This is a genomic window from Rhizobium acaciae (genome assembly GCF_025941625.1).
GTDB lineage: Bacteria > Pseudomonadota > Alphaproteobacteria > Rhizobiales > Rhizobiaceae > Rhizobium > Rhizobium acaciae.
Genome location: NZ_JAPCZO010000008.1, coordinates 100,444 through 123,095 on the forward strand (window position 1 = coordinate 100,444; position 22,652 = coordinate 123,095).

Consider the following 22,652-nt stretch of genomic DNA (forward strand, 5'->3'; position numbering starts at 1 on the left):
GATCACGCCGCCTTGGCGGCGTGATATTCCTTGATGGCGACCATCTTGATCGCCGGATGGCGCTCGGATTCGTAACGCAGCGAAAAACCGTCCTGGGCGAGGAAGACCGGATCACCGTCGAGATCGCGGGCGATATCGCCGCGTTTGACAGTGAGGAATTTCTCCAGATCCGCCGGCTGCTCGGCCGAGATCCAGCGGCAGACGGAGAAACGCGACATTTCGAAGGAGACCGGCAGGCCGTATTCGGCCATCAGCCGCTCCTTCAAGACGTCGAGCTGCAGGGCGCCGACGACGCCGACGATCGCCGGCGAGCCGTCTTCCGGCGAAAACAGCTGGACGACGCCTTCTTCGGCCATCTGCTGCAGGGCTTCCTTCAGCTTCTTCGCCTTCATCGCATCTTCCAGACGCACGCGGCGCAGGATCTCCGGCGAGAAGTTCGGCACACCCTGGAAGACCAGCGATTCACCCTCGGTCAGCGTGTCGCCGATCCGGAGCGTGCCGTGGTTGGGAATACCGACGACGTCGCCGGCATAGGCGGTGTCGGCGAGCTGGCGCTGCGAGGCGAAGAAGAATTGCGGCGCCGTCAGGCCGAGCTGTTTGCCGGTGCGGGCAAGCCTTGCCTTCATGCCGCGTTCGAGCTTGCCGGAGCAGATGCGGGCAAAGGCGATGCGGTCGCGGTGGTTGGGGTCCATGTTCGCCTGGATCTTGAAGACGAAGGCCGTCATCTTGTCGTCGGTCGCGTGCACGGTCCTGGTATCGGCAACCTGGTCACGCGGCGGCGGCGCAAAATCGCCGAGCGCGTTGATGAGGTCGCGAACGCCGTAGTTGCGCAGCGCCGAGCCGAAAAAGACCGGCGTCATATGGCCTTCCAGGAAGGCCTGGCGGTCGAACGGACGGCAGGCCTCGATCGCCAGCTCGGTCTCCTCGACGAAGACCTGGCGCTCGTTTTCCGGCAGCCTGCCGGCCACGCTTTGCGGGCCGTTGACCGGCGTTCCCTCGATTTCGGTATCCGAACCGCGCACCGTGTTGGCGGCGATATTATACGAGCCGCAGAAGGTCTTGGAGCGGCCGATCGGCCAGGTGATCGGCGCCGTATCGAGCGCCAGCTTCTCTTCCACCTCGTCGAGAATCTCGAAGGGATCGCGGCTTTCGCGGTCCATCTTGTTGATGAAGGTGATGATCGGGATATCGCGCATGCGGCAGACTTCGAAAAGCTTCAGCGTGCGCGGCTCGATGCCCTTGGCGGCATCGATGACCATGACGGCGGCGTCGACGGCGGTCAGCGTGCGATAGGTGTCGTCGGCGAAGTCTTCGTGACCCGGCGTGTCGAGGATGTTGAAGACATTGTCGTTATATTCGAAGGTCATCACCGAGGTGACGACGGAGATGCCGCGCTCGCGCTCGATCTTCATCCAGTCGGAGCGCGTCTGCATGCGATCCTTCTTCGCCTTGACTTCGCCGGCAAGCTGAATGGCGCCGCCGAACAGCAGCAGCTTTTCGGTGAGCGTCGTCTTACCCGCGTCCGGGTGGGCGATAATAGCGAATGTGCGGCGGCGGGAGACCGCCTCGGCGAGACTTTCGGCCATACTTGTGAATCCTGTGGAATTGCCGCGTATCTAGCGATTAAAGCCCGGCAATGCAATTGACCTGAGGCCCTCGGGCGCAAAGTAATGGGCCATGACCATTCATCACGATACGCGCCCGACGCTGAACCTGATCCGCTTAGCCAATGGCGAAGGCCTCGACCTGCCCGCCTATGAAAGCAAGGGAGCGGCCGGCATGGACCTGCGCGCTGCCGTCGACGAGGCAGCACCACTGACGCTTCTGCCCGGCAAGCGGGCGCTGGTGCCGACCGGCTTCATCTTCGAGATCCCCGAAGGTTTCGAGGGACAGGTTCGGCCGCGTTCCGGCCTGGCCTTCAAAAACGGTATCACCTGCCTGAATTCGCCGGGCACCGTCGACAGCGACTATCGCGGCGAAGTGAAGGTACTGCTCGCCAATCTCGGCGAGGAAGCCTTTGTCATCTCGCGCGGCATGCGTATCGCCCAGATGGTGATCGCGCCGGTAACCCAGGCGCGGGTGGCGGAGATTACCGAGGCAAGCGAAACGATGCGCGGCGCAGGCGGCTTCGGCTCCACCGGCGTCTGATGGCACAACGCCTCGACAGCGCTGGCCTGACCTTCCGGCAGGACTATTTCGGCGACCCTGCCGGCTGGGCGGCGCTGGTCTGCCTGCTCAGGGATATTTTCGGCATCGATATCGGACCGCTGCAGCAGCTCGGCGGACCCGATCCGACGAGCATGCCCTTCGGCTGGTTTGATGCCGACGGTGGGCTTGCGGCCAATATCTCGGCCTTTGCGCTGCCCTTCGTCCTCAACGACAGGATCGTCCATGCCGCCGGGCTGCAATCCGGCGCCGTGCGGCCAGCATGGCGCGGCCGCGGGCTCTATCGCGACGTGACGGTAAAAGCGCTCGACTGGTGCGAGAAGCAGGGCTTTGAAGCCGTCATCCTCTATACCGACAAGCCGTCGCTCTACGAACCCTATGGGTTTCACCCGATACCGCTGCACCGATACGAGGGAGCGGCACCCGCACCTTCTGCTTCTGCCGCACCCGCCCGGTCGCTTTCGCCGACCAAAGCGGATGATCTTGTCCTGCTGCAATCGCTGCTGAAAGGCCGAAGCCCGGTTTCGACGTCGCTGGCGGTCACGGTCAATGCGGCGATGTTTCTGATCAACACCCAGCTCGATCCCGATGTCCGCATCAGCTTTCTGGCAGAGCGGCAGGCGGCCATCGCCTGGAAGATCGACGAGGCGGGCCGCTTCAGCCTCCTCGACGTGGTGGCCGCGGAGATGCCCTCGCTTGCCGCGATCCTTGGCGGACTGGAGATCGTGCCCGCCTCCGTCGAGGTGCTTTTCCGTCCCGACAAACTCGGCTGGGAGGGTGTTCCACAATCGTTGGAAAGCGGCACGAGGCTGATGCTGCGCGGGCTCGGCGATGCCACCCCGGATTTTCCGGCGATGTTGTCACCGATGGCGGAATTCTAGAGCAGTTCGGTTGATGAACGGCGGGAGCGGTGTTTGTTGGAGGCGCTTATGTCATTTAGGAAAGCGCCATGGCGTTTGATTGCGGGACTAGCCACAGCGCTGATCGCGACACCGACGCTCGCGATCGAGTCAGCAAAACTTCAGTCGATTCGCTCATCTTTGTCTTTGGAAGAAATAGTTGCGTTTGCGGTTTCCAAATCGACAGCGCCCATTCTCGATATCGACAAAACAATCGAAATGAACATCGTCCTCAACGTGAAGGGCATGGAGAAGCGCGATATTCAATCTTTGCAGATCGAGCTTTTGCGCGTGTTTTCTGCGATCGGGGCTTACGCAGAAATCAGTATCAATTTCGATGCTAGCCGATCCATCGATTACTCGCCTGCAGCGCCGTATGCACCTTTCGGCGATCAGAACCAGCCGCCAAACACCCAGACTCTCGACGTGTTCATCGATCGTGATGCGCTTAAATTGGCAAAGTTGGGCCAAATAGCAGTTCACGACATAGACACGCTTCGAGGCAAGCCAGACACCTCGACATGCTATCACGAGAGCCAAATAGGAAACCCGGTTATCAATGTTATCGTCGACCGCGACATCAATCCGGTAGGCTGCGTTTATGGGGTTCTACTACAATCAATCGGACTTACGGATGCTTTTGGCCGAGCCGCCGCGACTTTCAGTCCCGGGAGAATTCCCGGCTTCAGGATCAACGCTGAAATGGCGGCAGCATATGCCATTCGTGAGTGCCGATCTGTCGTCAATAAAGAAGATCAGCTTGAGAAATGCCTGAGAGGCGTTCTCAAGGAAGGGAACTAAGGACCGCGAATTGGCCGATGCCGCCTCGAGTCCCCGCGCGAGACGCCGTCGATGGCAAATTTCTAGGGCTCCTGCTTAGGGCAATACCTACTTTTTCCGTGAAAGCGGCGGCAGGCGGCGCTTGACGGGCGAGGCTTTGATCATCGCGGTGTTGGTCTCCGCCCTTTCGGCAACCCGGTCGAGAATGCCGTCGAGATCCGCCATGGAGCGGATGACCAGGCGGGCGATAAAACAGTCATCACCCGTCACCTTATCGCATTCGATGATTTCGGGAATTTCCTGGATGATGCGCTCGACGATGTGCAGCTGTCCTGGCAGCGGACGCACGCGCACGATCGCCTGCAGGGGATAACCGACGGCGGCGGGATCGAGATCGATGGTGAAGGCCTTGATGACGCCGCGTTCCTCCAGCCGGCGCAGACGCTCGGCGGCACTCGGCGAAGACAGGCCGGCCTGCTGGGCCAGCTCTTTCAGCGAGATCCGCGCATTGCCGGTCAGCGCCTCCAGAATGGCCTGATCGACTTCGTCGAGCGACTGCACATCATTAGCCACGGCGAGATATTCCCCTCACATGATTAGGTGATACCGATCATTTTCCTTCTTATCCTTATATAAAAATGCCTCTCGCCGCAATATTCTTATGCCACCGAAATGGAGGCAATCATGGGCAGCGACATCAAAAGAGGCACGGTGGAAATGACGGCAGCGATGCTGATCTCGGGGACGATCGGCTGGTTCGTCGTCATGTCGGGTCAACCCGTCAGCGGCGTGGTCTTCTGGCGCTGCCTGTTCGGCGCGCTGACTTTGCTCGTCATCTGCGGCGCTCTCGGGCTGCTGCGGCCCGGCATCATCACGCTGCGCGCCTTCGGCATCGCCATTTTCGGCGGCATCGCCATCGTCTTGAACTGGCTGCTGCTGTTTGCCTCCTACTCGCATGCGACGATCTCGATCGCGACGACCGTCTATAACACCCAGCCTTTCATGCTGCTCGTGCTCGGCGCGCTCTTTCTCGGCGAGAAGATCACCGCGACCAAGCTGTTCTGGCTGGCGCTCGCCTTCGCCGGCATGATTGCCATCGTCGAGGCAAAACCGGAGACTGGCGGGGCGACATCTGACGGTTACGGCCTCGGTATCCTGATGGCGCTCGGTGCGGCCTTTTTCTATGCGCTCGCCGCCCTTGCCGCGAAATGGCTGAAAGGCACGCCGCCGCATCTGATCGCGCTCATCCAGGTCGCAACCGGCATGCTGACGCTGGCACCGATGACGGATTTTTCCCATCCGCCCGGCGATGTCAGGTCCTGGGCGATCCTGGTGACCGTCGGCGTCGTCCATACCGGGCTGATGTATGTGCTGCTCTACGGCGCGATCCAGAGGCTGCCGACGCATCTCACCGGCGCCCTGTCGTTCATCTATCCGATCGCGGCGATCCTCGTCGACCGGCTGGCCTTCGGCCACGCACTGCAGCCGATGCAGATCGCAGGCGCGGCGATCATCCTGCTTGCCGCCGCCGGCATGAATCTCGGCTGGACGCCGCGCTGGCTGCGGCCGCGGGCGCTGGAGGGCTGAGAACCGGGCGTCCCGATCGGGATGCTGAGACGCCCGGTTGCCGACATTACCTCTGCGGGCGCGTCGTTTCGAACAGGAACCAGGTGCGGCGCTCGCCCTCGTCGATCCAGTTCTCGATCAGGCTGGCGGTCGCGACATCATTATGCTCGTCGCAGAGGCCATGCACCTCGCGCAGCAGCGAAACGAGCTGAACGTTATCCTCGCGCAGTTCCGACAACATGTCCTCGGGCGTGACGAAATCCGCGTCATTGTCCAAAAGGCGCTGCTGACGAGCGATCTGGCCGATGGAGCGCAGCGTCGTGCCGCCGATCTTGCGGGCACGCTCGGCAATGTCGTCGGTCATCGCGAAGATCTGTTCCGCCTGTTCGTCGAGCAGCAGATGATAGTCGCGAAAATGCGGGCCGGACATGTGCCAATGGAAATTCTTGGTCTTCACATAAAGCGTAAGGACATCGGCGAGCAGCGCGGTCAGCGCCGCCGAAATATCGGTAATGGCGTTGGTCGACAGGCTGGACGGCGTCTTGAGTGGCGAAAGCCTGCGGGTTTCGGCTGGCGTATGGGACATTTAATCTCTCCTTGGTGATGAAAATCTCTAGCGCCACCGGCCGGGAAAACGCGGCGGGCCGCGCTGATCGCGCATTTGCAGAGAGAGAAATAGCAAGGCCGGGTCGCTTTCCAAGTGGATCATGGTCCAGCAGACCTATTCCTTATGGTTATGGACCGATCAGCGCCAAAGCATTGATGAGGAAGCGGCGCTTGCCTATAGATGGGCGGTGGAAGCCCTGAGGGTTAAGAAGATGAGCCTCACCGTCCTGATCACCTATGCCGGAGCGCTGTTCATCGCCGCGGCCATTCCGGGACCGGGGATTACCGCGATCGTTGCGCGTGCGCTCGGCTCGAATTTCCGCGAGACCTTCTTCATGGGTCTCGGCCTGGTGCTCGGCGACATGACCTATCTCACTGCGGTCATTCTCGGCCTTGCCTTCGTGGCGCAAACCTTCACCGAGGTGTTCATAACAATCAAGATCGCCGGCGTCCTCTATCTCGGCTACATCGCCTGGAAACTCTGGACGGCGGGGCTGCTGCCGCAGGATATCGCAGCACGGAAATCCACCAATATCGGCCTATCCTTCCTCTGAGGCCTGCTGGTGACGCTCGGCAATCCGAAGACGATGCTGTTCTATGTCGCCCTGGTGCCGACGCTGATCGATATCGGCAATATCGGCTTGCCAGACTATGCAATGCTGCTTGCCGTCACCTTCGTGGTGCTGATCGTCGTGCTGGTGCCCTATATGCTGCTTGCCTCGCGGGCCCGCACGATGCTGAGAGAGCCGCGGGCCTTGCAGGCGCTGAACCGGATTGCCGCCGGCATCCTCGCGGGCACGGCGGCGTTCATCGCCACGCGGGCCGCCTGAAATAAACATTCGGCAAGAACCGGTTTTCAAAGGTTATTTTCTCCAAGGACCGCCTCCCCAGGATGAACGCGGTCTGGCCTAGACCGGCCTTTGACCCTATTCTCCTTCTCGATTTCAGGAGCAGGATTTCAAAGGGAGAGCACCCATGTCGCACAAGCCCGGCCGCGGCCGCATCTATTCCTCGATCACCGAGACCATCGGCGACACGCCGCTCGTGCGCTTCGACAAGCTGGCACGGGAAAAAGGCGTCGTGGCGAACCTGATCGGCAAGCTCGAATTCTTCAACCCGATCGCCTCCGTGAAGGATCGCATCGGCGTCGCGATGATCGAGGGCCTTGAAGCCCAGGGCAAGATCACCCCCGGCAAGACGGTGCTGATCGAGCCGACCTCCGGCAACACGGGCATCGCGCTCGCCTTTGCCGCCGCCGCCAAGGGCTATCGGCTGATCCTCACCATGCCGGAGACGATGTCGGTCGAGCGCCGCAAGATGCTGGCGCTGCTCGGCGCCGAGCTGGTCCTGACTGAGGGACCAAAGGGCATGAAGGGCGCCATCGCCAAGGCCGAGGAACTGGCGTCCTCCCTTCCCGATGCCGTCATTCCGCAGCAGTTCGAAAACCCTGATAATCCCGAGATCCACCGCAAGACGACGGCCGAGGAAATCTGGAACGATACCGACGGCACGGTCGATATCGTCGTCTCCGGCATAGGCACCGGCGGCACGATTACCGGTGTCGGACAGGTGCTGAAAAGCCGCAAGCCCGAGATCAAGATCATCGCCGTCGAACCGGCCGATTCGCCGATCCTGTCCGGTGGCAATCCCGGCCCGCACAAGATCCAGGGCATCGGCGCCGGCTTCGCGCCGAAGATCCTCGATACCGGCATCTATGACGAGGTCGTCACCGTGACCAATGACGAGGCCTTCGAACAGGCGCGCCTGGTCGCCCGGCTCGAAGGCGTGCCGGTCGGCATTTCCTCGGGTGCTGCGCTGACCGCCGCAATCAAGGTCGGCATCCGTCCCGAGAATGCCGGCAAGAACATCGTCATCATCATCCCCTCCTTCGCCGAACGCTATCTTTCGACGGCGCTGTTTGAGGGGCTTGGCAGCTGAGGCTGTCTTTGACCGGGGCTTTCCCGGCTGTCATCTTCGGAGATTTCGGGGCGCTTCGGCGCCCCTATTTGCTACGCCGCAGCTGTCAGTCTCTCGCCTGCGATGCGGTAGGAGATCGCCTTCGTCATGCGGCCTTGGAGGCGGATGGCTTGTTGTCACGCCGTGCATCGATCAAAACCACATCCTTATTATCCTCCAAACCAAGCCTGTTGAGGATGCCCTTCACCCTCACCAGCTCGGGCGCGGTGAAGTAGATGATAGCCTTGATTGCATACTTCGCATCGCTCGCCGCTTGGTAAATCTCGGCCTGCTTAGCGAGGTTCTGCTCAAGCTTGGTATTTTTCGCGAGTTTCATTTCAACTAAGGTCTTATCCCGACCCCGGCTGATCTTGAAGTCGACTGGTCCCCGTCCATCATTAGCCTCAGCGCCGGCGTCGGAAGGCGTACCAAACCACACCAAGCGATAGAGAACGTGTAAATCCTTTTCACGCTCGATCGGCTCGCCCTTGTCATCGTAGAAAAACCGGTGGCCGCCTTTATTTTCGATGACATCCTTTAGGTACGCAAGGCGGGCGTGCGCCTCTTCATAGGTAGTCTTACCGATCTTATAAAAATCTGTTTCCGCCAGCAGAACCGATTGTAGCGCCTGCAACTGCTCGATAAACAGATATTCGATCGCGAGGACCTTTTCCTCGCTGACATCTTTCGCCTCGTCGCCGCGCATTTCCTTTAAGCGGATGTAGTAGTCAATGATCTGGGGAAATCTCTGCATGGTCGCGACAACAGCGGCCGAGCGCTCCTTCTGAGTAGGTTTGCTCTCTTTTTCCCGCCTCTGCCGCTTCCTCTTTTCCAGATTGGGAGATTCGGCTTTTGTCCTACGATGCAATTCCAGCTCAAAGTAGTTGAAAACGGAGGCCCTGAGCTGGGCGTCGGGTATCGCCTCGGGAATTTCTTCGAAGCCGCTAATCAGGTCAGCACGATTGATCCAGTTTTCGTCACGGGTTAGCATGTCCTTCGGTGTCAGGATCACGTAGTCACCGTTGACCCAAGGCAACTTGTAGCGGCCCCGAGACCAACTCTGCGTCTTGTAGTTAAATTTCGCGCGATCAACCGACACCTCGCGCACCGCTCCGACCGAAAGATGGTCAGCGGCAAACTTCTCAGTATATTGGCATAGGAAATCTTTGATCAGATTTGTCGTGAAGTCGCTGATATTGTCTCGACCCACTCCGTCTGACACTAGGCAGACCTTTTCGAGGTGACTGCTTTCTGTGATCCTTTCCGCTCCAAAATCGGAAAAGATGATGTGCAGGTTGGCATGCAGGTTTCTTGCGAAATCGATGCCGAGACCAGCACCGTTATTGCCCGTCTCCGAGAAGCCCAACCAATTCTGCTTTACTTCAGGAAAGCAGTACCAGTTTCGCAATTGCCCGTCGTCCACACGCCCCGCAGCGGCACGGTCTCGCAGGAATACGAGATATTCAATGATACTCTCGTGAAGAGTCACGTACTCGGGCTTTTGGCTATGGAAGAGCAGGAATGGATCAATGAACAACGGGAGGTCATTGACTACCGATATGTTCACCGCGCCGTAATCCTCGAACACAGCCTGATCTATACCGAAGTAGTCGCTGATAAATGTCGCCAAGTTGCAGCCTCGCCAATGCAAGCAGAGATTACAGATGACGTGCAGTTTCTCAACTGCTTATTACTATGTGTGATGGCAATGCGCCGGGAGAGGCAAGCAATCAGAGGTTACGCTTGCATACGCCCACCGCTTTCCCTGCCTGCCTGCCAAGCCGGCCGATGATTACTCCTTCTTCTCACGCCGCGGCCGTCAATCTCTCCCCAGCGATCCTGTAGGAGATCGCTTCGGCGAGGTGGATGCGGCCGACTGTCGGCTTGCCGTCGAGATCGGCAAGGGTGCGGGCGACCTTCAGCACGCGGTGGTAACCGCGGGCGGAGAATTTCATCTTTTCGGCGGCGTCGCGCAGCAGCTGCAGGCCGCTGGCATCGGGCTCGGCCAGTTTCTCGATCATTGCGGTGGAGCAGCGGGCATTGGTGCCGATGCCCTTTGCGCCGGTGCTTTCGAAGCGCTCCTGCTGGATCTCGCGGGCGCGGGCGACGCGGCGGGCGACGTCTGCGCTGGATTCGGCCGCCATCGGCCGGATCAGATCGGCAGCGGAGACGGCCGGCACATCGATGCGGATATCGATGCGGTCCATCAGCGGGCCGGAGATGCGGGCCTGGTAATCGCTCATGCAGCGTGGCCCGCGGGCGCAGGTATGGCCCGGCTCGCCGGCCATGCCGCAGCGGCAGGGGTTCATCGCCGCGATCAGCTGGAATTTGGCCGGATAGGAGACGCGGTGATTGGCACGCGCAATGACGCATTCGCCGCCTTCGAGCGGCTGGCGCAGCGCATCGAGCGCTTGCGGCGTGAATTCGGGAAATTCATCGAGAAAGAGCACGCCGTGATGGGCCAGCGAGGCTTCGCCCGGACGGGCGCGCAAGCCGCCGCCGACAAGGGCTGCCATGGTGGCGGAATGATGCGGGGTGCGGAAGGGCCGGCGATCGGAAAGCTTGCCGCCGGAGAGCTGGCCGGCGATCGAATGGACCATCGACACCTCAAGCAGCTCGGCGGCCGAAAGCGGCGGCAGGATCGATGGCAGCCTGGCCGCCAGCATCGACTTGCCGGAGCCCGGAGGACCGACCATCAGCAGATTATGGCCGCCGGCGGCTGCGACCTCGAGCGCGCGCTTGGCGCTTTCCTGGCCCTTGATCTCGGCAAGGTCCGGCAGGTTTGCGGCATTGGCGCGGATCGACGCTTCGGGCCTGGATAGGACCTGCGTGCCGCGGAAATGATTGGCAAGGGCGATCAGGCTGCGCGGTGCGAGGATATCGACCTCGGCGCCTGCCCAGGCGGCTTCAGCGCCGCTTTCGGCCGGGCAGATCAGCCCCTTGCCGAGCGCATTGGCGCCGATCGCGGCCGGCAGAGCGCCTGAGATGGCGGCGATCGTTCCGTCGAGATTGAGCTCGCCGACGACGACAAAGTCCGACAGCGCATCGGCGGGAATGGCGCCGAGGGCGGCCATCAGGGCAAGGGCGATCGGCAGATCGAAATGCGAGCCCTCTTTCGGCAGGTCGGCCGGCGCCAGATTGACCGTCACGCGCTTTGCCGGCAGCGCCAGGCCGGAGGCGTGGAGGGCTGCCTGCACGCGCTCGCGGCTCTCAGCCACCGCCTTGTCAGGAAGGCCGACGATCTGCATGCCGACCTTGCCGGGCGCGACCATGACCTGAACCTCGACCGGCACACCTTCGATGCCCTGAAATGCCACCGTACTGACACGCGCGACCATATGCCCATCCCTTGTCCCGCAGACTCTACCATACCGCCCAACGGCCTTTATCTGATGCATGTCGTGGTCCCAAAACCGCTTCGCACTTTTGGGCGACAGGCATTAAGGCCGACGGTTGCAATCTGGCATGGAAGCCGGAATAAAACAAGAACAATCACAGAACATAGTCAGGCATCCGCTGTGACCTTGGTTGTACCCGGTCACAGGAACAAACGGGCATGGGCGGCAGGCTCAGCCGCGCTTGCGCTCGATCGCATCCCAAAGCAGGCTCGCGATATCGGCGCCGCCGAATTTCTTGACTTCGCGGATGCCGGTGGGCGATGTGACGTTGATCTCGGTCATGTAATCGCCGATCACATCGATGCCGACGAGCAGGAAGCCACGTTCCCTCAGCGCCGGGCCGATGCGGGCGCAGATTTCCTGTTCACGCGCCGTCAGCTCGGTCGCCTCGGCGCGGCCGCCGACATGCATGTTGGAGCGGCTGTCGTGTTCGGCCGGCACGCGGTTGATGGCGCCGGCGAATTCGCCGTCGACCAGGATGATGCGCTTGTCGCCCTTGCGCACGTCGGGCAGATATTGCTGGGCGATGAAGGGCTCGCGGAAAAGCTGGCCGAACATTTCCAGCAGCGAGGAGAGGTTGCGGTCGTCGCGGGTCGAATGGAAGACGCCGGCGCCGCCATTGCCGTAGAGCGGCTTCAGGATGATGTCGCCCATCTCGTCGCGGAAGCGGCGGATCTCGGCGGCATCCTTGGTGATCAGCGTCTTCGGCATCAGGTCGGAGAATTCGGTGACGAAGATCTTCTCCGGCGAATTGCGCACCCAGGCCGGATCGTTGACGACGAGCGTCTTCGGGTGGACGCGTTCGAGCAGATGCGTCGAGGTGATGTAGGCCATGTCGAAGGGCGGATCCTGGCGCAGCAGCACGACATCCATGGTCGAGAGATCGACGCGCTCCGGCGCGCCAAGCTCATAGTGATCGCCCTTGAGGTCGCGCAGTACCATCGGCTCGACACTGGCATAAAGCTTGCCGTCACGGAAGCTCAGGCGGTCGGGGGTATAATGGAAGAGCCTGTAGCCGCGCGCCTGGGCTTCCAGGCTCATGGCGAAGGTGGAATCACCTGCGATATTGATGCCTTCGACATGATCCATCTGGACCGCTACATTGGTGATCTTGGCCATTTCCATCCCTCGCTGAATGCCGGACAGATGTAGGTCGGCCAGATATCAAACGCAACGGTCAATCAAGGGCTTCCGGCGCCTCAACGCGGGGCGTTCAGGCGGCGATGCCCTGGTTGCCGTTGTTGCGCAGCATGTTGCGGAGGCGATAGGCGATCGCCAACGGCTTCGGGAAGGGCTTGCGCAGGAAGGCGACCTTGCGGACGTAATTGTCGACCCGCCAGCTCGCCCAGGTTCCCCCGGCGAAAAAGGCGACGTCGCCGGCGCTGAGGGTTCGTTCGGTGCCGTCCTCGGCGGTGATATGGACCTCGCCTTCGAGGATCATCACCGTCTCGTCCCAGCCGAAATACCAGCGGAATTCGCCCGCCGTGCAATCCCAGATCGCCGTCAGCGCGGCCTCGTCATGGCCGCGCGAATGTTCGGCGGTGCGGGCCTGCGGATTGCCGCTGACGATCCAGTCCGGATTGATCGGCGTGGATTTCAGCGGCAGCAGATCGCTCGCATGCGCGACGAAGGATTTTCCGGCCGGCTTCGCCACGGCATACGGCACCGAGCGCGCGGCCATGGCGACCGCACTTGCAAGCATCAGCTTCCAGGCCATGAAACAACCCCCAATTGTTACCCCTGCCGTGACGGGATAGCAGAGAGTCGTAAGGACCTGGTTCAAGCGGGAACTAAAATTTTAACGATCCGGAATTCCGATGGATCGAAAGAGGTCAGAAGGCATCCGGAAAGTGCCGCGGCAGCCGGCCCGGCATGATCGCGACGATATCATAACGCTGGGAAAGCAGGGCCTGATCCCTCTGGCGGGCGAGCCAGAGATCGCTTGCCGCCCGTATCCGCTTCTGCGCGGCGACAGAGACGGCATCGACCGCCGCGGCCTCGCCGTGGCGGGCCTTGACCTCGACGAAGACGGCGAGATCGCCCTTGCGGGCGATGATGTCGATCTCGCCGAGCCGGGTGCGGTGGCGCAGAGCCAGGATGCGGTAGCCCTTCAGCATCAGGAAGGCGGCCGCGAGATATTCCGACATGCGGCCCCGGCGCAGCGCCTTCCTTCTAATGGCGGTGAGATCGCTATCGCCCATCGGCGTTCTTGATCTCCAGCAGGCGCTGGTAGAGCACCTTGCGCGGCAGGCCGGTGAGGCGGGCCGCCTCGGTCGCGGCGCCGGCCGTCGGCATCGACTTCGACAGGTCGGCCAGCATGGCTTCGACATCGGCCTCATCCGTCTCGACCGGCTCCGGCGGACCGATCACGAGGACGATCTCACCCTTGACGTTTTCCACCTGCTGATAATGCGCGGCAAGGTCGGCAAGCGTGCCGCGGCGGAACTCCTCATAGGTCTTGGTCAGCTCGCGGCAGACGGAGGCGGGCCGAGTAGGCCCGAGCACATCGGCGGCGGCCAGAAGCGTTGCGCCGATGCGATGCGGCGATTCAAAGAAGATCAGCGTTGCGGGTACTGCGGCAAGTTCACCGAGGCGGTCGCGGCGGGCCTTGTCCTTGGCCGGCAGGAAACCGGCGAAAAGGAAAGCATCGTTCGGCAGGCCGGAGCCGACAAGGGCTGCAAGCGGCGCGGAGGCGCCGGGAATGGGAATGACGCGGTAACCTGCCGCTATCGCCTGCTGCGCCAGCCGATAACCGGGATCGGAGACCAGCGGCGTGCCGGCATCGGAAACCAGCGCCACCGATCGCCCGGCTTCGAGCGCCTGCAGCAGCCTTGGGCCAGCTTCGTCGGCATTGTGCTCATGATAGGCAAAGGGGCGGTTGTGGATGCCGTAGCGGTCGAGCAGCACGCGGGTGACGCGCGTATCCTCGCAGGCAAGCACATCGGCGCCGGCCAGCGTTTCCAGCGCCCGCAGCGTGATGTCGCCGAGATTGCCGATGGGGGTGGCGACGAGATAGAGCGCCGGCTCCACCGGCCGCGCCGGCACTGTTGCATTGTGCAGGCGGAAGCTTCGCCGGCTGGCGGCGTCCGCTGTGGTTTCCTCATTCATGCCATTTGCTTTCGTCCCACCGGATCGTCGCCGGCATCGAACCCTTATGGGCGAGCCGCACCACTTCGGCAAGGGTTCGGATTTCTGTGAGCATTGCTCTGGAAAACCGCAAATGCAGGGGCGCCGGCGTCCATGCCTCTTGCAAAGCAATGCTGAAGTCTGCCATTTTGCCCGTCCACTCCCCCGGCATCAAGCCGGGACAGCATTCTTCGGGTGCTCGACGCGCCCGGACAGTCACGGTCGAAAGCGGTAGCATCCCATGCGTATTACTATTGAGCGGTCAAACCTGTTGAAATCGCTGAACCACGTCCACCGCGTGGTCGAACGTCGCAACACGATCCCGATCCTGTCCAACGTATTGCTCAAAGCCGATGGCCAGAAGCTCGATATGAAGGCGACCGACCTCGACCTCGAAATCACCGAGGCGACCCCTGCTAGCGTCGAGCAGCCCGGCGCCACCACCGTTCCCGCGCATCTTCTCTACGACATCGTGCGCAAGCTTTCCGACGGCTCGGAAGTGCTGCTTGCCACCAGCAGCGATGGCGGCTCGATGACCGTGCAGTCCGGCCGCTCGAAATTCTCACTGCAGTGCCTGCCGGAATCGGACTTCCCGGACTTGACCGCCGGTACCTTCACGCATTCCTTCAAGCTGAAGGCGGCCGATCTGAAAATGCTGATCGACCGCACGCAGTTTGCGATCTCGACGGAAGAGACGCGTTATTATCTCAACGGCATCTTTTTCCACACGATCGAGAGCAACGGCCAGCTGAAACTCCGGGCGGTTGCGACCGACGGCCACCGGCTGGCGCGCGCCGATGTCGACGCACCCTCCGGCTCCGAAGGCATGCCCGGCATCATCATTCCGCGCAAGACGGTCGGCGAGCTGCAGAAGCTGGTCGACAATCCCGAGGTGATGGTGACCGTCGAGGTCTCCGACGCCAAGATCCGGCTGACGATCGGCTCGATCGTCATGACCTCGAAACTGATCGACGGCACCTTCCCGGATTATCAGCGCGTCATCCCGACAGGCAACGACAAGGAAATGCGCGTCGACTGCACGAGTTTCGCACAGGCCGTCGACCGCGTCTCGACCATCTCCTCCGAGCGCGGCCGCGCCGTCAAGCTGGCGCTTTCCGAGGGGCAGCTGATGCTGACCGTCAACAATCCCGATTCCGGCAGCGCGACGGAAGAGGTCGCCGTCGGCTACGACACGGATGCGATGGAAATCGGCTTCAACGCCAAATACTTGCTCGACATCACCGCCCAGCTTTCCGGCGAGGAAGCGATCTTCCTGCTTGCCGATGCCGGCTCGCCGACGCTGATCCGCGACACGGCGGGCGACGATGCGCTCTACGTGCTGATGCCGATGCGCGTTTGACCGGAACGAAGGCCGCCCGCTGCCGTTTTTCCTCCTGTCAAAACGGAGGATCCCATGGTGAAAAAGACGGGAGCGGTGCGCATCGGCATATCCGGCTGGACCTATGCGCCCTGGCGCGGCCAATTCTACCCGAAGGACCTGCCGCAGAAGCAGGAGCTTTCCTACGCCGCCCGGCACTTCCGGTCGATCGAGATCAACGGCACTTTCTACGGATTGCAGCGACCCGAAAGCTTCGGCCGCTGGCGCGAGGAAACGCCGGAGGATTTCGTCTTCGCGGTCAAGGGACCGCGCTTCATCACCCATATGCTGCGGCTGCAGGATATCGAGACGGCGCTCGCCAATTTCCTCGCTTCCGGCCTGCTGCGGCTTGGCCCCAAGCTCGGGCCGATCCTCTGGCAATTCCCGCCGAACATGGTCTTCGACCCATCCCTTTTCGAAAGCTTTTTGTCGCTGCTGCCGCACGACCGCGACGCGGCGATAGCGCTTGCGAAACGGCACGACTGGCATATCAAGGGACCGGCCTGGCTTAATTGCGACAGGCACCAGCCGATCCGCCATGCACTGGAGATCCGCCACGAGAGCTTCCGCTCACCCGTCTTCATCGAGATGCTCAGGCGGCACAAGGTCGCTCTCGTCTGCGCCGATACGGTGAAATGGCCGCTGCTGATGGATATCACTGCCGATTTCGTCTATTGCCGCCTGCATGGCTCCGAAAAGCTCTATGTCAGCGGCTATGAGGACGAAGCACTCGACATATGGGCGCAACGCATCCGCGCCTGGGCGAGCGGCGGAGAACGTGAGGATGCGCCGCGGGTGCTGGCGCCCCTACCGGCGCGCAACAAGGGCCGCGACGTCTATCTCTATTTCGACAATACCGATGTGAAGCTGCGCGCCCCTGTCGACGCCGATCATTTGAGCGAAAAGCTCGCCGATCTCATGCCTCGTTCAGCGCCTAGAGCTGCATGAACTGTTGATGCCGATGTCCTTGTTGCGAAAATCCTTGTCCCTTAAGCGACAAGCGGCATATTAAGGCATTCGATCAACATGCGGATGGGTGGAGAATGAGCTTACGGGTCAAGGTGAAGGAACGGTTCGGGAAGAGGTTCGACGACGAGATCCGCTTCTTCCGGGGCATGATGCAGGGGCCGAAGACGGTGGGCTCGATCGTGCCGACCTCCTCGATCACGGCCAAGCGCATGGCAAGCGTTGTCGATATCCATTCCGGGCTGCCGGTGCTTGAACTCGGACCGGGCACGGGCGCTATCACCAAGGCCATTCTCGGCCGCGGCGTCCGTCCGGAAAATCTCGTCGCAATCGAATATTCGACGGATTTTCATAAACATCTGCAGCGGACCTATCCCGGCGTGCACTTCATCAACGGCGATGCCTTCGATCTTCAGGCCACCCTTGGCAATTTCAGCGGTCTCACCTTCGATTCCGTCGTCTCGGGCATTCCGCTGCTGAATTTCCCGATGGCGAAGCGCATTTCGCTGCTCGAAAGCCTGCTCGATCGACTGCCGGCCGGCCGGCCGATGGTGCAGATTTCCTACGGCGCGATCTCGCCGATCGCCGCCAATCCCGACCGCTACCATATCCAGCATTTCGACTTCGTCATGCGCAACATTCCGCCGGCGCAGCTCTGGATCTATAAGCGCGGCTGAGATGTTCGGGATCTACATCACTCATCCGCAGGTCAGGATCGACGCCAACGTGCCGGTGCCGAAATGGGGACTTTCCGATGTCGGCGCGGCGCGCGCCCGCAAAGCGGCAGAGAGCGGCTGGGCGAGGCAATTGCGGCGCATCGTTTCCAGCGACGAGACCAAGGCGATCGAGACGGCCGAAATCCTGGCGAAAGCTTCCGGTGTGACCGTGGAGATCGTCCACGCCATGCACGAGAACGACCGCACGGCCACCGGCTTCCTGCCGCCGCCGCAATTCGAAGAAGCAGCAAACTGGTTCTTTGCCCATCCGGAGCAGAGCTTCAAGGGCTGGGAGCGCGCCGTCGACGCGCAGGCCCGCATCGTCAAGGCTGTTAACGCCGTTCTCGCCACGCATGATGCGACGGCGCCGATCGCCTTTGTCGGCCATGGCGGCGTCGGCACGCTGCTCAAATGCCATCTGGCGGGCAGCCCGATCGCGCGCGACCGCGACCAGCCGGGCGGTGGCGGCAATCTCTATGCTTTCGGTCTTGCGGATCGGCGCCTAACATGCGACTGGACGCCCATCGAAGACTGGCAGGGGTGATTTCAGATGGACACACGCGAGCGGTTGATCGTCGGCCTGGATGTTCCAACGATCGGCGAGGCGGAAAGACTGGTTTCCACGCTCGGCGACGACATTCTCTTCTACAAGATCGGCTATCAGCTGGTCTTTGCCGGCGGCCTGGAATTCGCCCGCGATCTTGCCGCCAGCGGCAAGAAGATCTTTCTCGACATGAAGCTGCTCGACATCGACAACACCGTCGCCTCCGGCGTCGAGAACATCGCCAAGATGGGCATGTCGATGCTGACGCTGCATGCCTATCCGAAAGCCATGAAGGCGGCGGTCGAGGCCGCGGCCGGCTCCGGCCTCTGCCTGCTCGGCGTGACCGTGCTGACCTCGATGGATGCCGGTGACCTTGCCGATGCCGGCTATAGCCAGGATCCGCACAGCCTGGTGCTGCGCCGCGCCGAACAGGCGCGAGCGGCCGGCATGGGCGGTATCGTCTGCTCGGCGGAGGAAGCGGCTGCGGTGCGCGAGATTGTTGGACCCGAAATGGCGATCGTCACCCCCGGCATTCGGCCAACCGGCAGCGACAGGGGCGATCAGAAGCGGGTGATGACGCCTTTCGACGCGCTGAAGGCGGGAGCGACGCATCTCGTCGTCGGCCGGCCTGTCGTCAAAGCGCCGGATCCCCGAGATGCCGCCCGCGCGATCCTCAGCGAGATGGTGAGCGCACTCTGGCCGGCAAATCGCTGACAGGGTTCACTGTAAAGGAAAAGACCATGGCCAAAGGATACTGGATCGCCCGCGTCGACGTTCGCGATGCCGAGCGCTACAAGGATTACGTGACGGCGGCCAAGCCGGCCTTCGAAAAATATGGCGCGAATTTCCTGGCGCGCGGCGGCGCCTTTACCGAGCTCGAGGGCAAGGCGCGCGTCCGCAACGTGGTGATCGAATTCCCTTCGATGCAGCATGCGGTCGACTGCTATAATTCGCCGGAATACCAGATCGCCGCGAAAATCCGCCAGGAAGTCGCGGATGCGGAAATGGTGGTCGTCGAAGGCGTCTAGAGCGCGGTCACATCCTAACAAACTGACGGCGTGATGGGCCTTCCCGTCGCGCCGGGATTCGGCTAAGACGAGAGCCAATTCAGCATCCCGCAAAGCCTTTCGAGGAGCCTGCCATGACCCTTGCCAACCTGCCGCCGCTCGTCACCGTGTTCGGAGGGTCCGGCTTCGTGGGCAGGCACGTGGTTCGGGCGCTGGCCAAGCGCGGCTACAACATCCGCGTCGCCGTGCGCCGTCCCGATCTTGCCGGCTTCCTGCAGCCGCTCGGCAATGTCGGCCAGATTTCCTTCGTGCAGGCGAACCTGCGCTATCGCAGCTCGATCGACCGCGCTGTCGACGGCGCGAGCCACGTCGTCAACTGCGTCGGCATTCTGCATGAGACCGGCCGCAACACTTTCGACGCCGTGCAGGAATTCGGCGCTCGTGCGATTGCCGAAGCGGCGCGCGGCGCAGGTGCGACGCTGACGCATATTTCGGCGATCGGCGCCGACGCGAAGTCCGATTCCGACTATGGCCGCACCAAAGGCCGCGCCGAAACGGCCATCCTCTCGGTCAAGCCCGATGCGGTTATCTTCCGTCCATCGATCGTCTTCGGACCGGAGGACAGCTTCTTCAACAAATTCGCCGAGATGGCGCGCATGTCGCCGATCCTGCCGCTTATTGGCGGCGGCAAGACGAAATTCCAGCCTGTCTATGTCGAGGATATCGCCGAGGCCGTCGCCCGCGCCGTCGACGGCAAGGTCGCCGGCGGCAAGGTCTATGAGCTTGGCGGGCCTGAGGTGCTGAGCTTCCGCGAATGTCTCGAGACGATGCTGAAGGTAACGTGCCGCAAGAACCCGCTGGTATCCCTGCCCTTCGGCATCGCTTCGATGATCGGCAGCATCGCTTCGCTGGTCCCCTTCATAACGCCGCCGATCACGCCGGACCAGGTGCGCATGCTGAAGCGCGACAATGTCGTCTCCCGAGAAGCCGAGGCGGAGGGCCGAACGCTGAAGGGCCTCGGCATCGCGCCCACGATGGTGGCATCGGTGCTCGGCTCCTATCTGGTGCACTATCGTCCGCACGGCCAATACACCGGCACCGGCAAGGCCGCCTGAGACTTTTTCCAGACGATGAGGGCTTTTCCAGACGATGAGACTTGGCCGCCTGCGGATGCCGCGGGCGGCCTTTTGGTGTTGCCGTGTCCCGCAAAGCCCGGCGCAAGTTTGAAGTGTTCTGGTGCTCGGCATATTCAGCAGCGTTGCATAAAAGACGCATCGGGAATTTTGTGGAATTAACGCCAAATTTAGCAGGAACGATTATTGCTATTTGTCATTCCACTGACTACCAAACCCGCGCGTCTTCCAACGGACTCAACACCTTCGGTCGCGTGCGGCAATCACTGTGAAAGGCATTTCTCAATGGGCAAGTCAATCGCGCTCCTGTTTGCGTGTGCGGCGCTGGTTATCCTTGCAGGCTCTTTCGTTGCGCCCGGTTCGGTCGCGGCGGTAAAGGGCGATTGCTCGCCGGCCTACGGCGTCGATCCTTGCTCGACGGCTTCGATCATCCATTGACGAAAGGCCGGTCCTGCGCCGGCATCTTGCCCAGACAAGCAGCCGATCGGAACGCCTGATACAGGGCGCTTCTAGATCATCGCTCAGTTTCGCCTGCTTCAAAGCGGCGGTGGGAGCGTATCCCCTCAATGACTAACTGAAAAATTCGGCGCCTTGCCGGTAATCGGGTGCCTGTTTGTGCGGTCCGACGGGGCAATTGCATTCGCGCCGGGAGTTGCGCGAATGCAATGCGGGACGGATGTCTCAGGCAATCAAGCCGGTCGCGGCCATGCCGAGCAGCAAAACACCGAGAATGATGCGGTAGATGGCAAACAGGGTAAACCGGTTGCTCCTGATATAGGCCAGCAGCCATTTGACCGCGATGAAAGCGACTACGGTGGAGACAACGAAGGCGATGCCGAGCGCCGTCCAGTCTTCGCCTGCCGCTCCGCCATCCCTGAAAGTCTTCAGCAATTCATAGGCGCTGGCCGCGTACATTGTGGGAATGCCGACGAGAAAGGCAAACTCGGTCGCCGCGGCGCGGTTGCCCGTGCCTGCCAGCATGGCGACGAAGATCGTGGCGCCGGAGCGCGACGTTCCCGGGAAGACGCCGGCAACGATCTGGGCGATACCGACCAGGATGGCGACAAGCCAGGTGATCTCTTTATGCGGCGGCCTGCGGGCGGCAGCCCATTCGGCAAAGATCATCCAGATACCGCCGATGATGAGCGCCCAGGCAATCGGCGTTGCAGTCTCCGGCAGTTCAAAGCCGAGCTTCTTGACGACCAGTCCGAGAATGGCGGTGATGAGAAAGGCGACGATCAGCTTGGCGGCATAATCGCGATTGACCGGGTCGCGCCAGCCAAGCACCAGATCCACCAGACGACGCCAGTAAATGATGGTGACGGCGAGGATGGCGCCTGCCTGGATGACGATGTTGAACATGTCCGACCGATGTCCGAGCCATTGCTCCGCAATGATCAGGTGGCCGGTGCTCGAGATCGGTAGAAACTCGGTGATCCCCTCTATGATACCGAGAATGACAGCACTTATATAATCCATACATTGTCTCCGGTTTAAAGTTCGGCCGCGCCTGAACGCTTGGGTCGCTCAGGCCGCCGTTTCCAATCATTCGTTAGACCGTGTTTCGCCATTGTCAGATGGCGTAAAATCCGATTCGCTTGTATTGGCGGGGCCAAACTCCTATAGCTTCAACCAATGAGTCATGACTAGGGCGCTATAATCGAGCTGCCACACAGTCCTGTAACAGCAATCACAAAGCCCGAGTATCGATGCCCACGCTTTATCATCATCCCATGTCATCCGCATCTCGCTTCGTCCGGCTGATCCTGGCGGAATACGGCTATCAGGCGGATCTGATCGAAGAGCAGACATGGGAGAAACGCCGGGATTTCCTGGCGCTCAACCCGGCCGGCACGCTGCCGGTCTATGTGGACGACAGCATGCGCGCGCTTTGCGGCGCGAGCGTCATTTCCGAATATCTGGACGAGACGCATGGTGTCTTGAAGCGCGACCGGCGGCTGCTCGCCGAAGACCCTTTCCAGCGGGCGGAAATCCGCCGGCTGACCGAATGGTTCATGCAGAAGATGGAAAACGATGTGACCAAGCCGCTCGCCCGCGAGCGTGTCTATAAGTTGCAGATGACCGCCGATCAGGGCGGCGGCGCGCCGGATTCGAAGATTCTGCGCACGGCCCGCGCGAATATCCGTCAGCATATGCGCTACCTCACCTGGCTTGCCGGCTCGCGTCAGTGGCTGGCGGGCGAGCGGATGAGCTATGCCGACCTTGCCGCCGCGGCCTCAATCTCGATCCTCGACTATCTCGGCGAGATCGAGTGGGCGGATTCGCCGGTCGTCAAGGACTGGTACCAGCGGCTGAAGTCGCGTCCGTCCTTCCGGCCGATGCTGACCGAGCGCGTGCGCGGCCTGACACCGGTTTCACACTATGCCGATCTGGATTTCTGACGAGGGCTC

Annotated in this window: 25 protein-coding genes and 1 pseudogene; 15 read left to right on the top strand and 11 right to left on the bottom strand. The window is 61.5% G+C overall.

What is annotated here, in order from left to right; genetic code table 11:
* Positions 1-2 precede the first annotated feature (2 nt).
* Positions 3-1,586: a peptide chain release factor 3 gene (locus OLZ32_RS14605; RefSeq protein ID WP_011650148.1), complete on the bottom strand. Its 1,584-nt coding sequence runs from the start codon at positions 1,584-1,586 to the stop codon at positions 3-5.
* 91 nt (positions 1,587-1,677) lie between these two features.
* Between OLZ32_RS14605 and dut the strand changes: the two genes are divergently transcribed.
* From dut to OLZ32_RS14620, 3 genes are read left to right on the top strand one after another with little or no spacing between them, the layout of a single operon-like run.
* Positions 1,678-2,148, top strand: coding sequence for a dUTP diphosphatase (dut, locus tag OLZ32_RS14610; RefSeq protein WP_130684296.1), 471 nt, complete (start codon positions 1,678-1,680; stop codon positions 2,146-2,148).
* Complete coding sequence (locus OLZ32_RS14615; RefSeq protein ID WP_264421531.1) at positions 2,148-3,047, top strand: GNAT family N-acetyltransferase; 900 nt, start codon at positions 2,148-2,150, stop codon at positions 3,045-3,047. The genes dut and OLZ32_RS14615 overlap by 1 nt, the downstream gene beginning before the upstream one ends.
* Positions 3,048-3,095: 48 nt before the next feature.
* A complete protein-coding gene (locus tag OLZ32_RS14620; RefSeq protein ID WP_264421533.1) occupies positions 3,096-3,866 on the top strand; it encodes a hypothetical protein in 771 nt (256 codons plus the stop codon).
* An 87-nt stretch (positions 3,867-3,953) separates the two neighbouring features.
* Here OLZ32_RS14620 and OLZ32_RS14625 read toward each other — a convergent pair whose 3' ends face one another.
* Positions 3,954-4,418, bottom strand: coding sequence for an Lrp/AsnC family transcriptional regulator (locus OLZ32_RS14625; protein WP_264421535.1), 465 nt, complete (start codon positions 4,416-4,418; stop codon positions 3,954-3,956).
* A 99-nt stretch (positions 4,419-4,517) separates the two neighbouring features.
* On the opposite strand from OLZ32_RS14625, the gene OLZ32_RS14630 reads away from it, so the two are divergent.
* A complete protein-coding gene (locus tag OLZ32_RS14630) occupies positions 4,518-5,432 on the top strand; it encodes a DMT family transporter (protein ID WP_264421537.1) in 915 nt (304 codons plus the stop codon).
* Between the two features lie 46 nt (positions 5,433-5,478).
* Here the strand turns inward: OLZ32_RS14630 and OLZ32_RS14635 are convergent, their stop codons facing one another.
* The gene (locus OLZ32_RS14635; RefSeq protein WP_264421538.1) at positions 5,479-5,997 is read right to left on the bottom strand and encodes a Dps family protein; all 519 of its coding nucleotides are present in this window, start codon (positions 5,995-5,997) and stop codon (positions 5,479-5,481) included.
* A gap of 232 nt (positions 5,998-6,229) precedes the next feature.
* On the opposite strand from OLZ32_RS14635, the pseudogene OLZ32_RS14640 reads away from it, so the two are divergent.
* Positions 6,230-6,847: pseudogene (locus tag OLZ32_RS14640) on the top strand (LysE family translocator).
* A gap of 145 nt (positions 6,848-6,992) precedes the next feature.
* Entirely contained in the window at positions 6,993-7,955 is a 963-nt protein-coding gene (gene cysK / locus OLZ32_RS14645) for a cysteine synthase A (RefSeq protein WP_003544751.1), read from the top strand.
* 124 nt (positions 7,956-8,079) lie between these two features.
* Here the strand turns inward: cysK and OLZ32_RS14650 are convergent, their stop codons facing one another.
* The 7 genes from OLZ32_RS14650 to OLZ32_RS14680 all read right to left on the bottom strand — a co-directional run bounded on the left by OLZ32_RS14650 (position 8,080) and on the right by OLZ32_RS14680 (position 14,645).
* Entirely contained in the window at positions 8,080-9,603 is a 1,524-nt protein-coding gene (locus tag OLZ32_RS14650) for a hypothetical protein (protein ID WP_017990047.1), read from the bottom strand.
* Positions 9,604-9,778: 175 nt separating this feature from the next.
* Positions 9,779-11,311, bottom strand: coding sequence for a YifB family Mg chelatase-like AAA ATPase (locus tag OLZ32_RS14655; protein ID WP_130817010.1), 1,533 nt, complete (start codon positions 11,309-11,311; stop codon positions 9,779-9,781).
* Positions 11,312-11,542: 231 nt separating this feature from the next.
* Complete coding sequence (gene gshB / locus OLZ32_RS14660) at positions 11,543-12,490, bottom strand: glutathione synthase (protein WP_264421542.1); 948 nt, start codon at positions 12,488-12,490, stop codon at positions 11,543-11,545.
* 94 nt (positions 12,491-12,584) lie between these two features.
* Positions 12,585-13,088 carry a cupin domain-containing protein gene (locus OLZ32_RS14665; protein ID WP_264421544.1) on the bottom strand — a complete coding sequence of 168 codons (504 nt, stop codon included), beginning with the start codon at positions 13,086-13,088 and terminating at the stop codon, positions 12,585-12,587.
* 115 nt (positions 13,089-13,203) lie between these two features.
* On the bottom strand, positions 13,204-13,572 hold the full coding sequence (locus tag OLZ32_RS14670) for a YraN family protein (protein WP_264421546.1): 369 nt from the start codon (positions 13,570-13,572) through the stop codon (positions 13,204-13,206).
* Positions 13,562-14,479, bottom strand: a complete 918-nt coding sequence (gene rsmI / locus OLZ32_RS14675) for a 16S rRNA (cytidine(1402)-2'-O)-methyltransferase (protein ID WP_264421549.1) — start codon at positions 14,477-14,479, stop codon at positions 13,562-13,564. The genes OLZ32_RS14670 and rsmI overlap by 11 nt, the downstream gene beginning before the upstream one ends.
* On the bottom strand, positions 14,472-14,645 hold the full coding sequence (locus OLZ32_RS14680; RefSeq protein WP_264421551.1) for a methyltransferase: 174 nt from the start codon (positions 14,643-14,645) through the stop codon (positions 14,472-14,474). Before OLZ32_RS14680 ends, rsmI begins: the two co-directional genes overlap by 8 nt.
* Before the next feature lie 93 nt (positions 14,646-14,738).
* On the opposite strand from OLZ32_RS14680, the gene dnaN reads away from it, so the two are divergent.
* The 8 genes from dnaN to OLZ32_RS14720 all read left to right on the top strand — a co-directional run bounded on the left by dnaN (position 14,739) and on the right by OLZ32_RS14720 (position 20,679).
* On the top strand, positions 14,739-15,857 hold the full coding sequence (gene dnaN / locus OLZ32_RS14685; protein ID WP_264421553.1) for a DNA polymerase III subunit beta: 1,119 nt from the start codon (positions 14,739-14,741) through the stop codon (positions 15,855-15,857).
* A gap of 54 nt (positions 15,858-15,911) precedes the next feature.
* The gene (locus tag OLZ32_RS14690) at positions 15,912-16,823 is read left to right on the top strand and encodes a DUF72 domain-containing protein (RefSeq protein ID WP_264421555.1); all 912 of its coding nucleotides are present in this window, start codon (positions 15,912-15,914) and stop codon (positions 16,821-16,823) included.
* Positions 16,824-16,918: 95 nt separating this feature from the next.
* Positions 16,919-17,518: a phospholipid N-methyltransferase PmtA gene (pmtA, locus tag OLZ32_RS14695; RefSeq protein WP_017990040.1), complete on the top strand. Its 600-nt coding sequence runs from the start codon at positions 16,919-16,921 to the stop codon at positions 17,516-17,518.
* A 1-nt stretch (position 17,519) separates the two neighbouring features.
* Positions 17,520-18,101 (top strand): histidine phosphatase family protein, encoded by a 582-nt coding sequence (locus OLZ32_RS14700; protein WP_264421558.1) that lies wholly within the window; start codon positions 17,520-17,522, stop codon positions 18,099-18,101.
* Positions 18,102-18,107: 6 nt separating this feature from the next.
* The gene (gene pyrF, locus OLZ32_RS14705; RefSeq protein WP_264421559.1) at positions 18,108-18,815 is read left to right on the top strand and encodes an orotidine-5'-phosphate decarboxylase; all 708 of its coding nucleotides are present in this window, start codon (positions 18,108-18,110) and stop codon (positions 18,813-18,815) included.
* A 26-nt stretch (positions 18,816-18,841) separates the two neighbouring features.
* Positions 18,842-19,129, top strand: a complete 288-nt coding sequence (locus tag OLZ32_RS14710; RefSeq protein ID WP_017990037.1) for a DUF1330 domain-containing protein — start codon at positions 18,842-18,844, stop codon at positions 19,127-19,129.
* A gap of 113 nt (positions 19,130-19,242) precedes the next feature.
* Entirely contained in the window at positions 19,243-20,223 is a 981-nt protein-coding gene (locus OLZ32_RS14715) for a complex I NDUFA9 subunit family protein (protein WP_264399649.1), read from the top strand.
* Between the two features lie 303 nt (positions 20,224-20,526).
* Positions 20,527-20,679 carry a hypothetical protein gene (locus OLZ32_RS14720; protein ID WP_003544729.1) on the top strand — a complete coding sequence of 51 codons (153 nt, stop codon included), beginning with the start codon at positions 20,527-20,529 and terminating at the stop codon, positions 20,677-20,679.
* Between the two features lie 243 nt (positions 20,680-20,922).
* Here OLZ32_RS14720 and OLZ32_RS14725 read toward each other — a convergent pair whose 3' ends face one another.
* Positions 20,923-21,720 (bottom strand): undecaprenyl-diphosphate phosphatase, encoded by a 798-nt coding sequence (locus OLZ32_RS14725; RefSeq protein ID WP_264421562.1) that lies wholly within the window; start codon positions 21,718-21,720, stop codon positions 20,923-20,925.
* 230 nt (positions 21,721-21,950) lie between these two features.
* Here OLZ32_RS14725 and OLZ32_RS14730 point away from each other — a divergent pair, with 230 nt between their 5' ends.
* Positions 21,951-22,643 (top strand): glutathione S-transferase family protein, encoded by a 693-nt coding sequence (locus tag OLZ32_RS14730; protein WP_011650131.1) that lies wholly within the window; start codon positions 21,951-21,953, stop codon positions 22,641-22,643.
* Positions 22,644-22,652: the final 9 nt, after the last annotated feature.

Excerpts from the sequence above, each read along its gene's own strand:
- OLZ32_RS14605 (WP_011650148.1), bottom strand. The coding sequence starts at position 1,586 with ATGGCCGAAAGTCTCGCCGAGGCGGTCTCCCGCCGCCGCACATTCGCT.
- dut (WP_130684296.1), top strand. The coding sequence starts at position 1,678 with ATGACCATTCATCACGATACGCGCCCGACGCTGAACCTGATCCGCTTA.
- OLZ32_RS14615 (WP_264421531.1), top strand. The coding sequence starts at position 2,148 with ATGGCACAACGCCTCGACAGCGCTGGCCTGACCTTCCGGCAGGACTAT.
- OLZ32_RS14620 (WP_264421533.1), top strand. The coding sequence starts at position 3,096 with ATGTCATTTAGGAAAGCGCCATGGCGTTTGATTGCGGGACTAGCCACA.
- OLZ32_RS14630 (WP_264421537.1), top strand. The coding sequence starts at position 4,518 with ATGGAGGCAATCATGGGCAGCGACATCAAAAGAGGCACGGTGGAAATG.
- OLZ32_RS14635 (WP_264421538.1), bottom strand. The coding sequence starts at position 5,997 with ATGTCCCATACGCCAGCCGAAACCCGCAGGCTTTCGCCACTCAAGACG.
- cysK (WP_003544751.1), top strand. The coding sequence starts at position 6,993 with ATGTCGCACAAGCCCGGCCGCGGCCGCATCTATTCCTCGATCACCGAG.
- OLZ32_RS14655 (WP_130817010.1), bottom strand. The coding sequence starts at position 11,311 with ATGGTCGCGCGTGTCAGTACGGTGGCATTTCAGGGCATCGAAGGTGTG.
- gshB (WP_264421542.1), bottom strand. The coding sequence starts at position 12,490 with ATGGCCAAGATCACCAATGTAGCGGTCCAGATGGATCATGTCGAAGGC.
- OLZ32_RS14665 (WP_264421544.1), bottom strand. The coding sequence starts at position 13,088 with ATGGCCTGGAAGCTGATGCTTGCAAGTGCGGTCGCCATGGCCGCGCGC.
- OLZ32_RS14670 (WP_264421546.1), bottom strand. The coding sequence starts at position 13,572 with ATGGGCGATAGCGATCTCACCGCCATTAGAAGGAAGGCGCTGCGCCGG.
- rsmI (WP_264421549.1), bottom strand. The coding sequence starts at position 14,479 with ATGAATGAGGAAACCACAGCGGACGCCGCCAGCCGGCGAAGCTTCCGC.
- OLZ32_RS14680 (WP_264421551.1), bottom strand. The coding sequence starts at position 14,645 with ATGGCAGACTTCAGCATTGCTTTGCAAGAGGCATGGACGCCGGCGCCC.
- dnaN (WP_264421553.1), top strand. The coding sequence starts at position 14,739 with ATGCGTATTACTATTGAGCGGTCAAACCTGTTGAAATCGCTGAACCAC.
- OLZ32_RS14690 (WP_264421555.1), top strand. The coding sequence starts at position 15,912 with ATGGTGAAAAAGACGGGAGCGGTGCGCATCGGCATATCCGGCTGGACC.
- pmtA (WP_017990040.1), top strand. The coding sequence starts at position 16,919 with ATGAGCTTACGGGTCAAGGTGAAGGAACGGTTCGGGAAGAGGTTCGAC.
- OLZ32_RS14700 (WP_264421558.1), top strand. The coding sequence starts at position 17,520 with ATGTTCGGGATCTACATCACTCATCCGCAGGTCAGGATCGACGCCAAC.
- pyrF (WP_264421559.1), top strand. The coding sequence starts at position 18,108 with ATGGACACACGCGAGCGGTTGATCGTCGGCCTGGATGTTCCAACGATC.
- OLZ32_RS14710 (WP_017990037.1), top strand. The coding sequence starts at position 18,842 with ATGGCCAAAGGATACTGGATCGCCCGCGTCGACGTTCGCGATGCCGAG.
- OLZ32_RS14715 (WP_264399649.1), top strand. The coding sequence starts at position 19,243 with ATGACCCTTGCCAACCTGCCGCCGCTCGTCACCGTGTTCGGAGGGTCC.
- OLZ32_RS14720 (WP_003544729.1), top strand. The coding sequence starts at position 20,527 with ATGGGCAAGTCAATCGCGCTCCTGTTTGCGTGTGCGGCGCTGGTTATC.
- OLZ32_RS14725 (WP_264421562.1), bottom strand. The coding sequence starts at position 21,720 with ATGGATTATATAAGTGCTGTCATTCTCGGTATCATAGAGGGGATCACC.
- OLZ32_RS14730 (WP_011650131.1), top strand. The coding sequence starts at position 21,951 with ATGCCCACGCTTTATCATCATCCCATGTCATCCGCATCTCGCTTCGTC.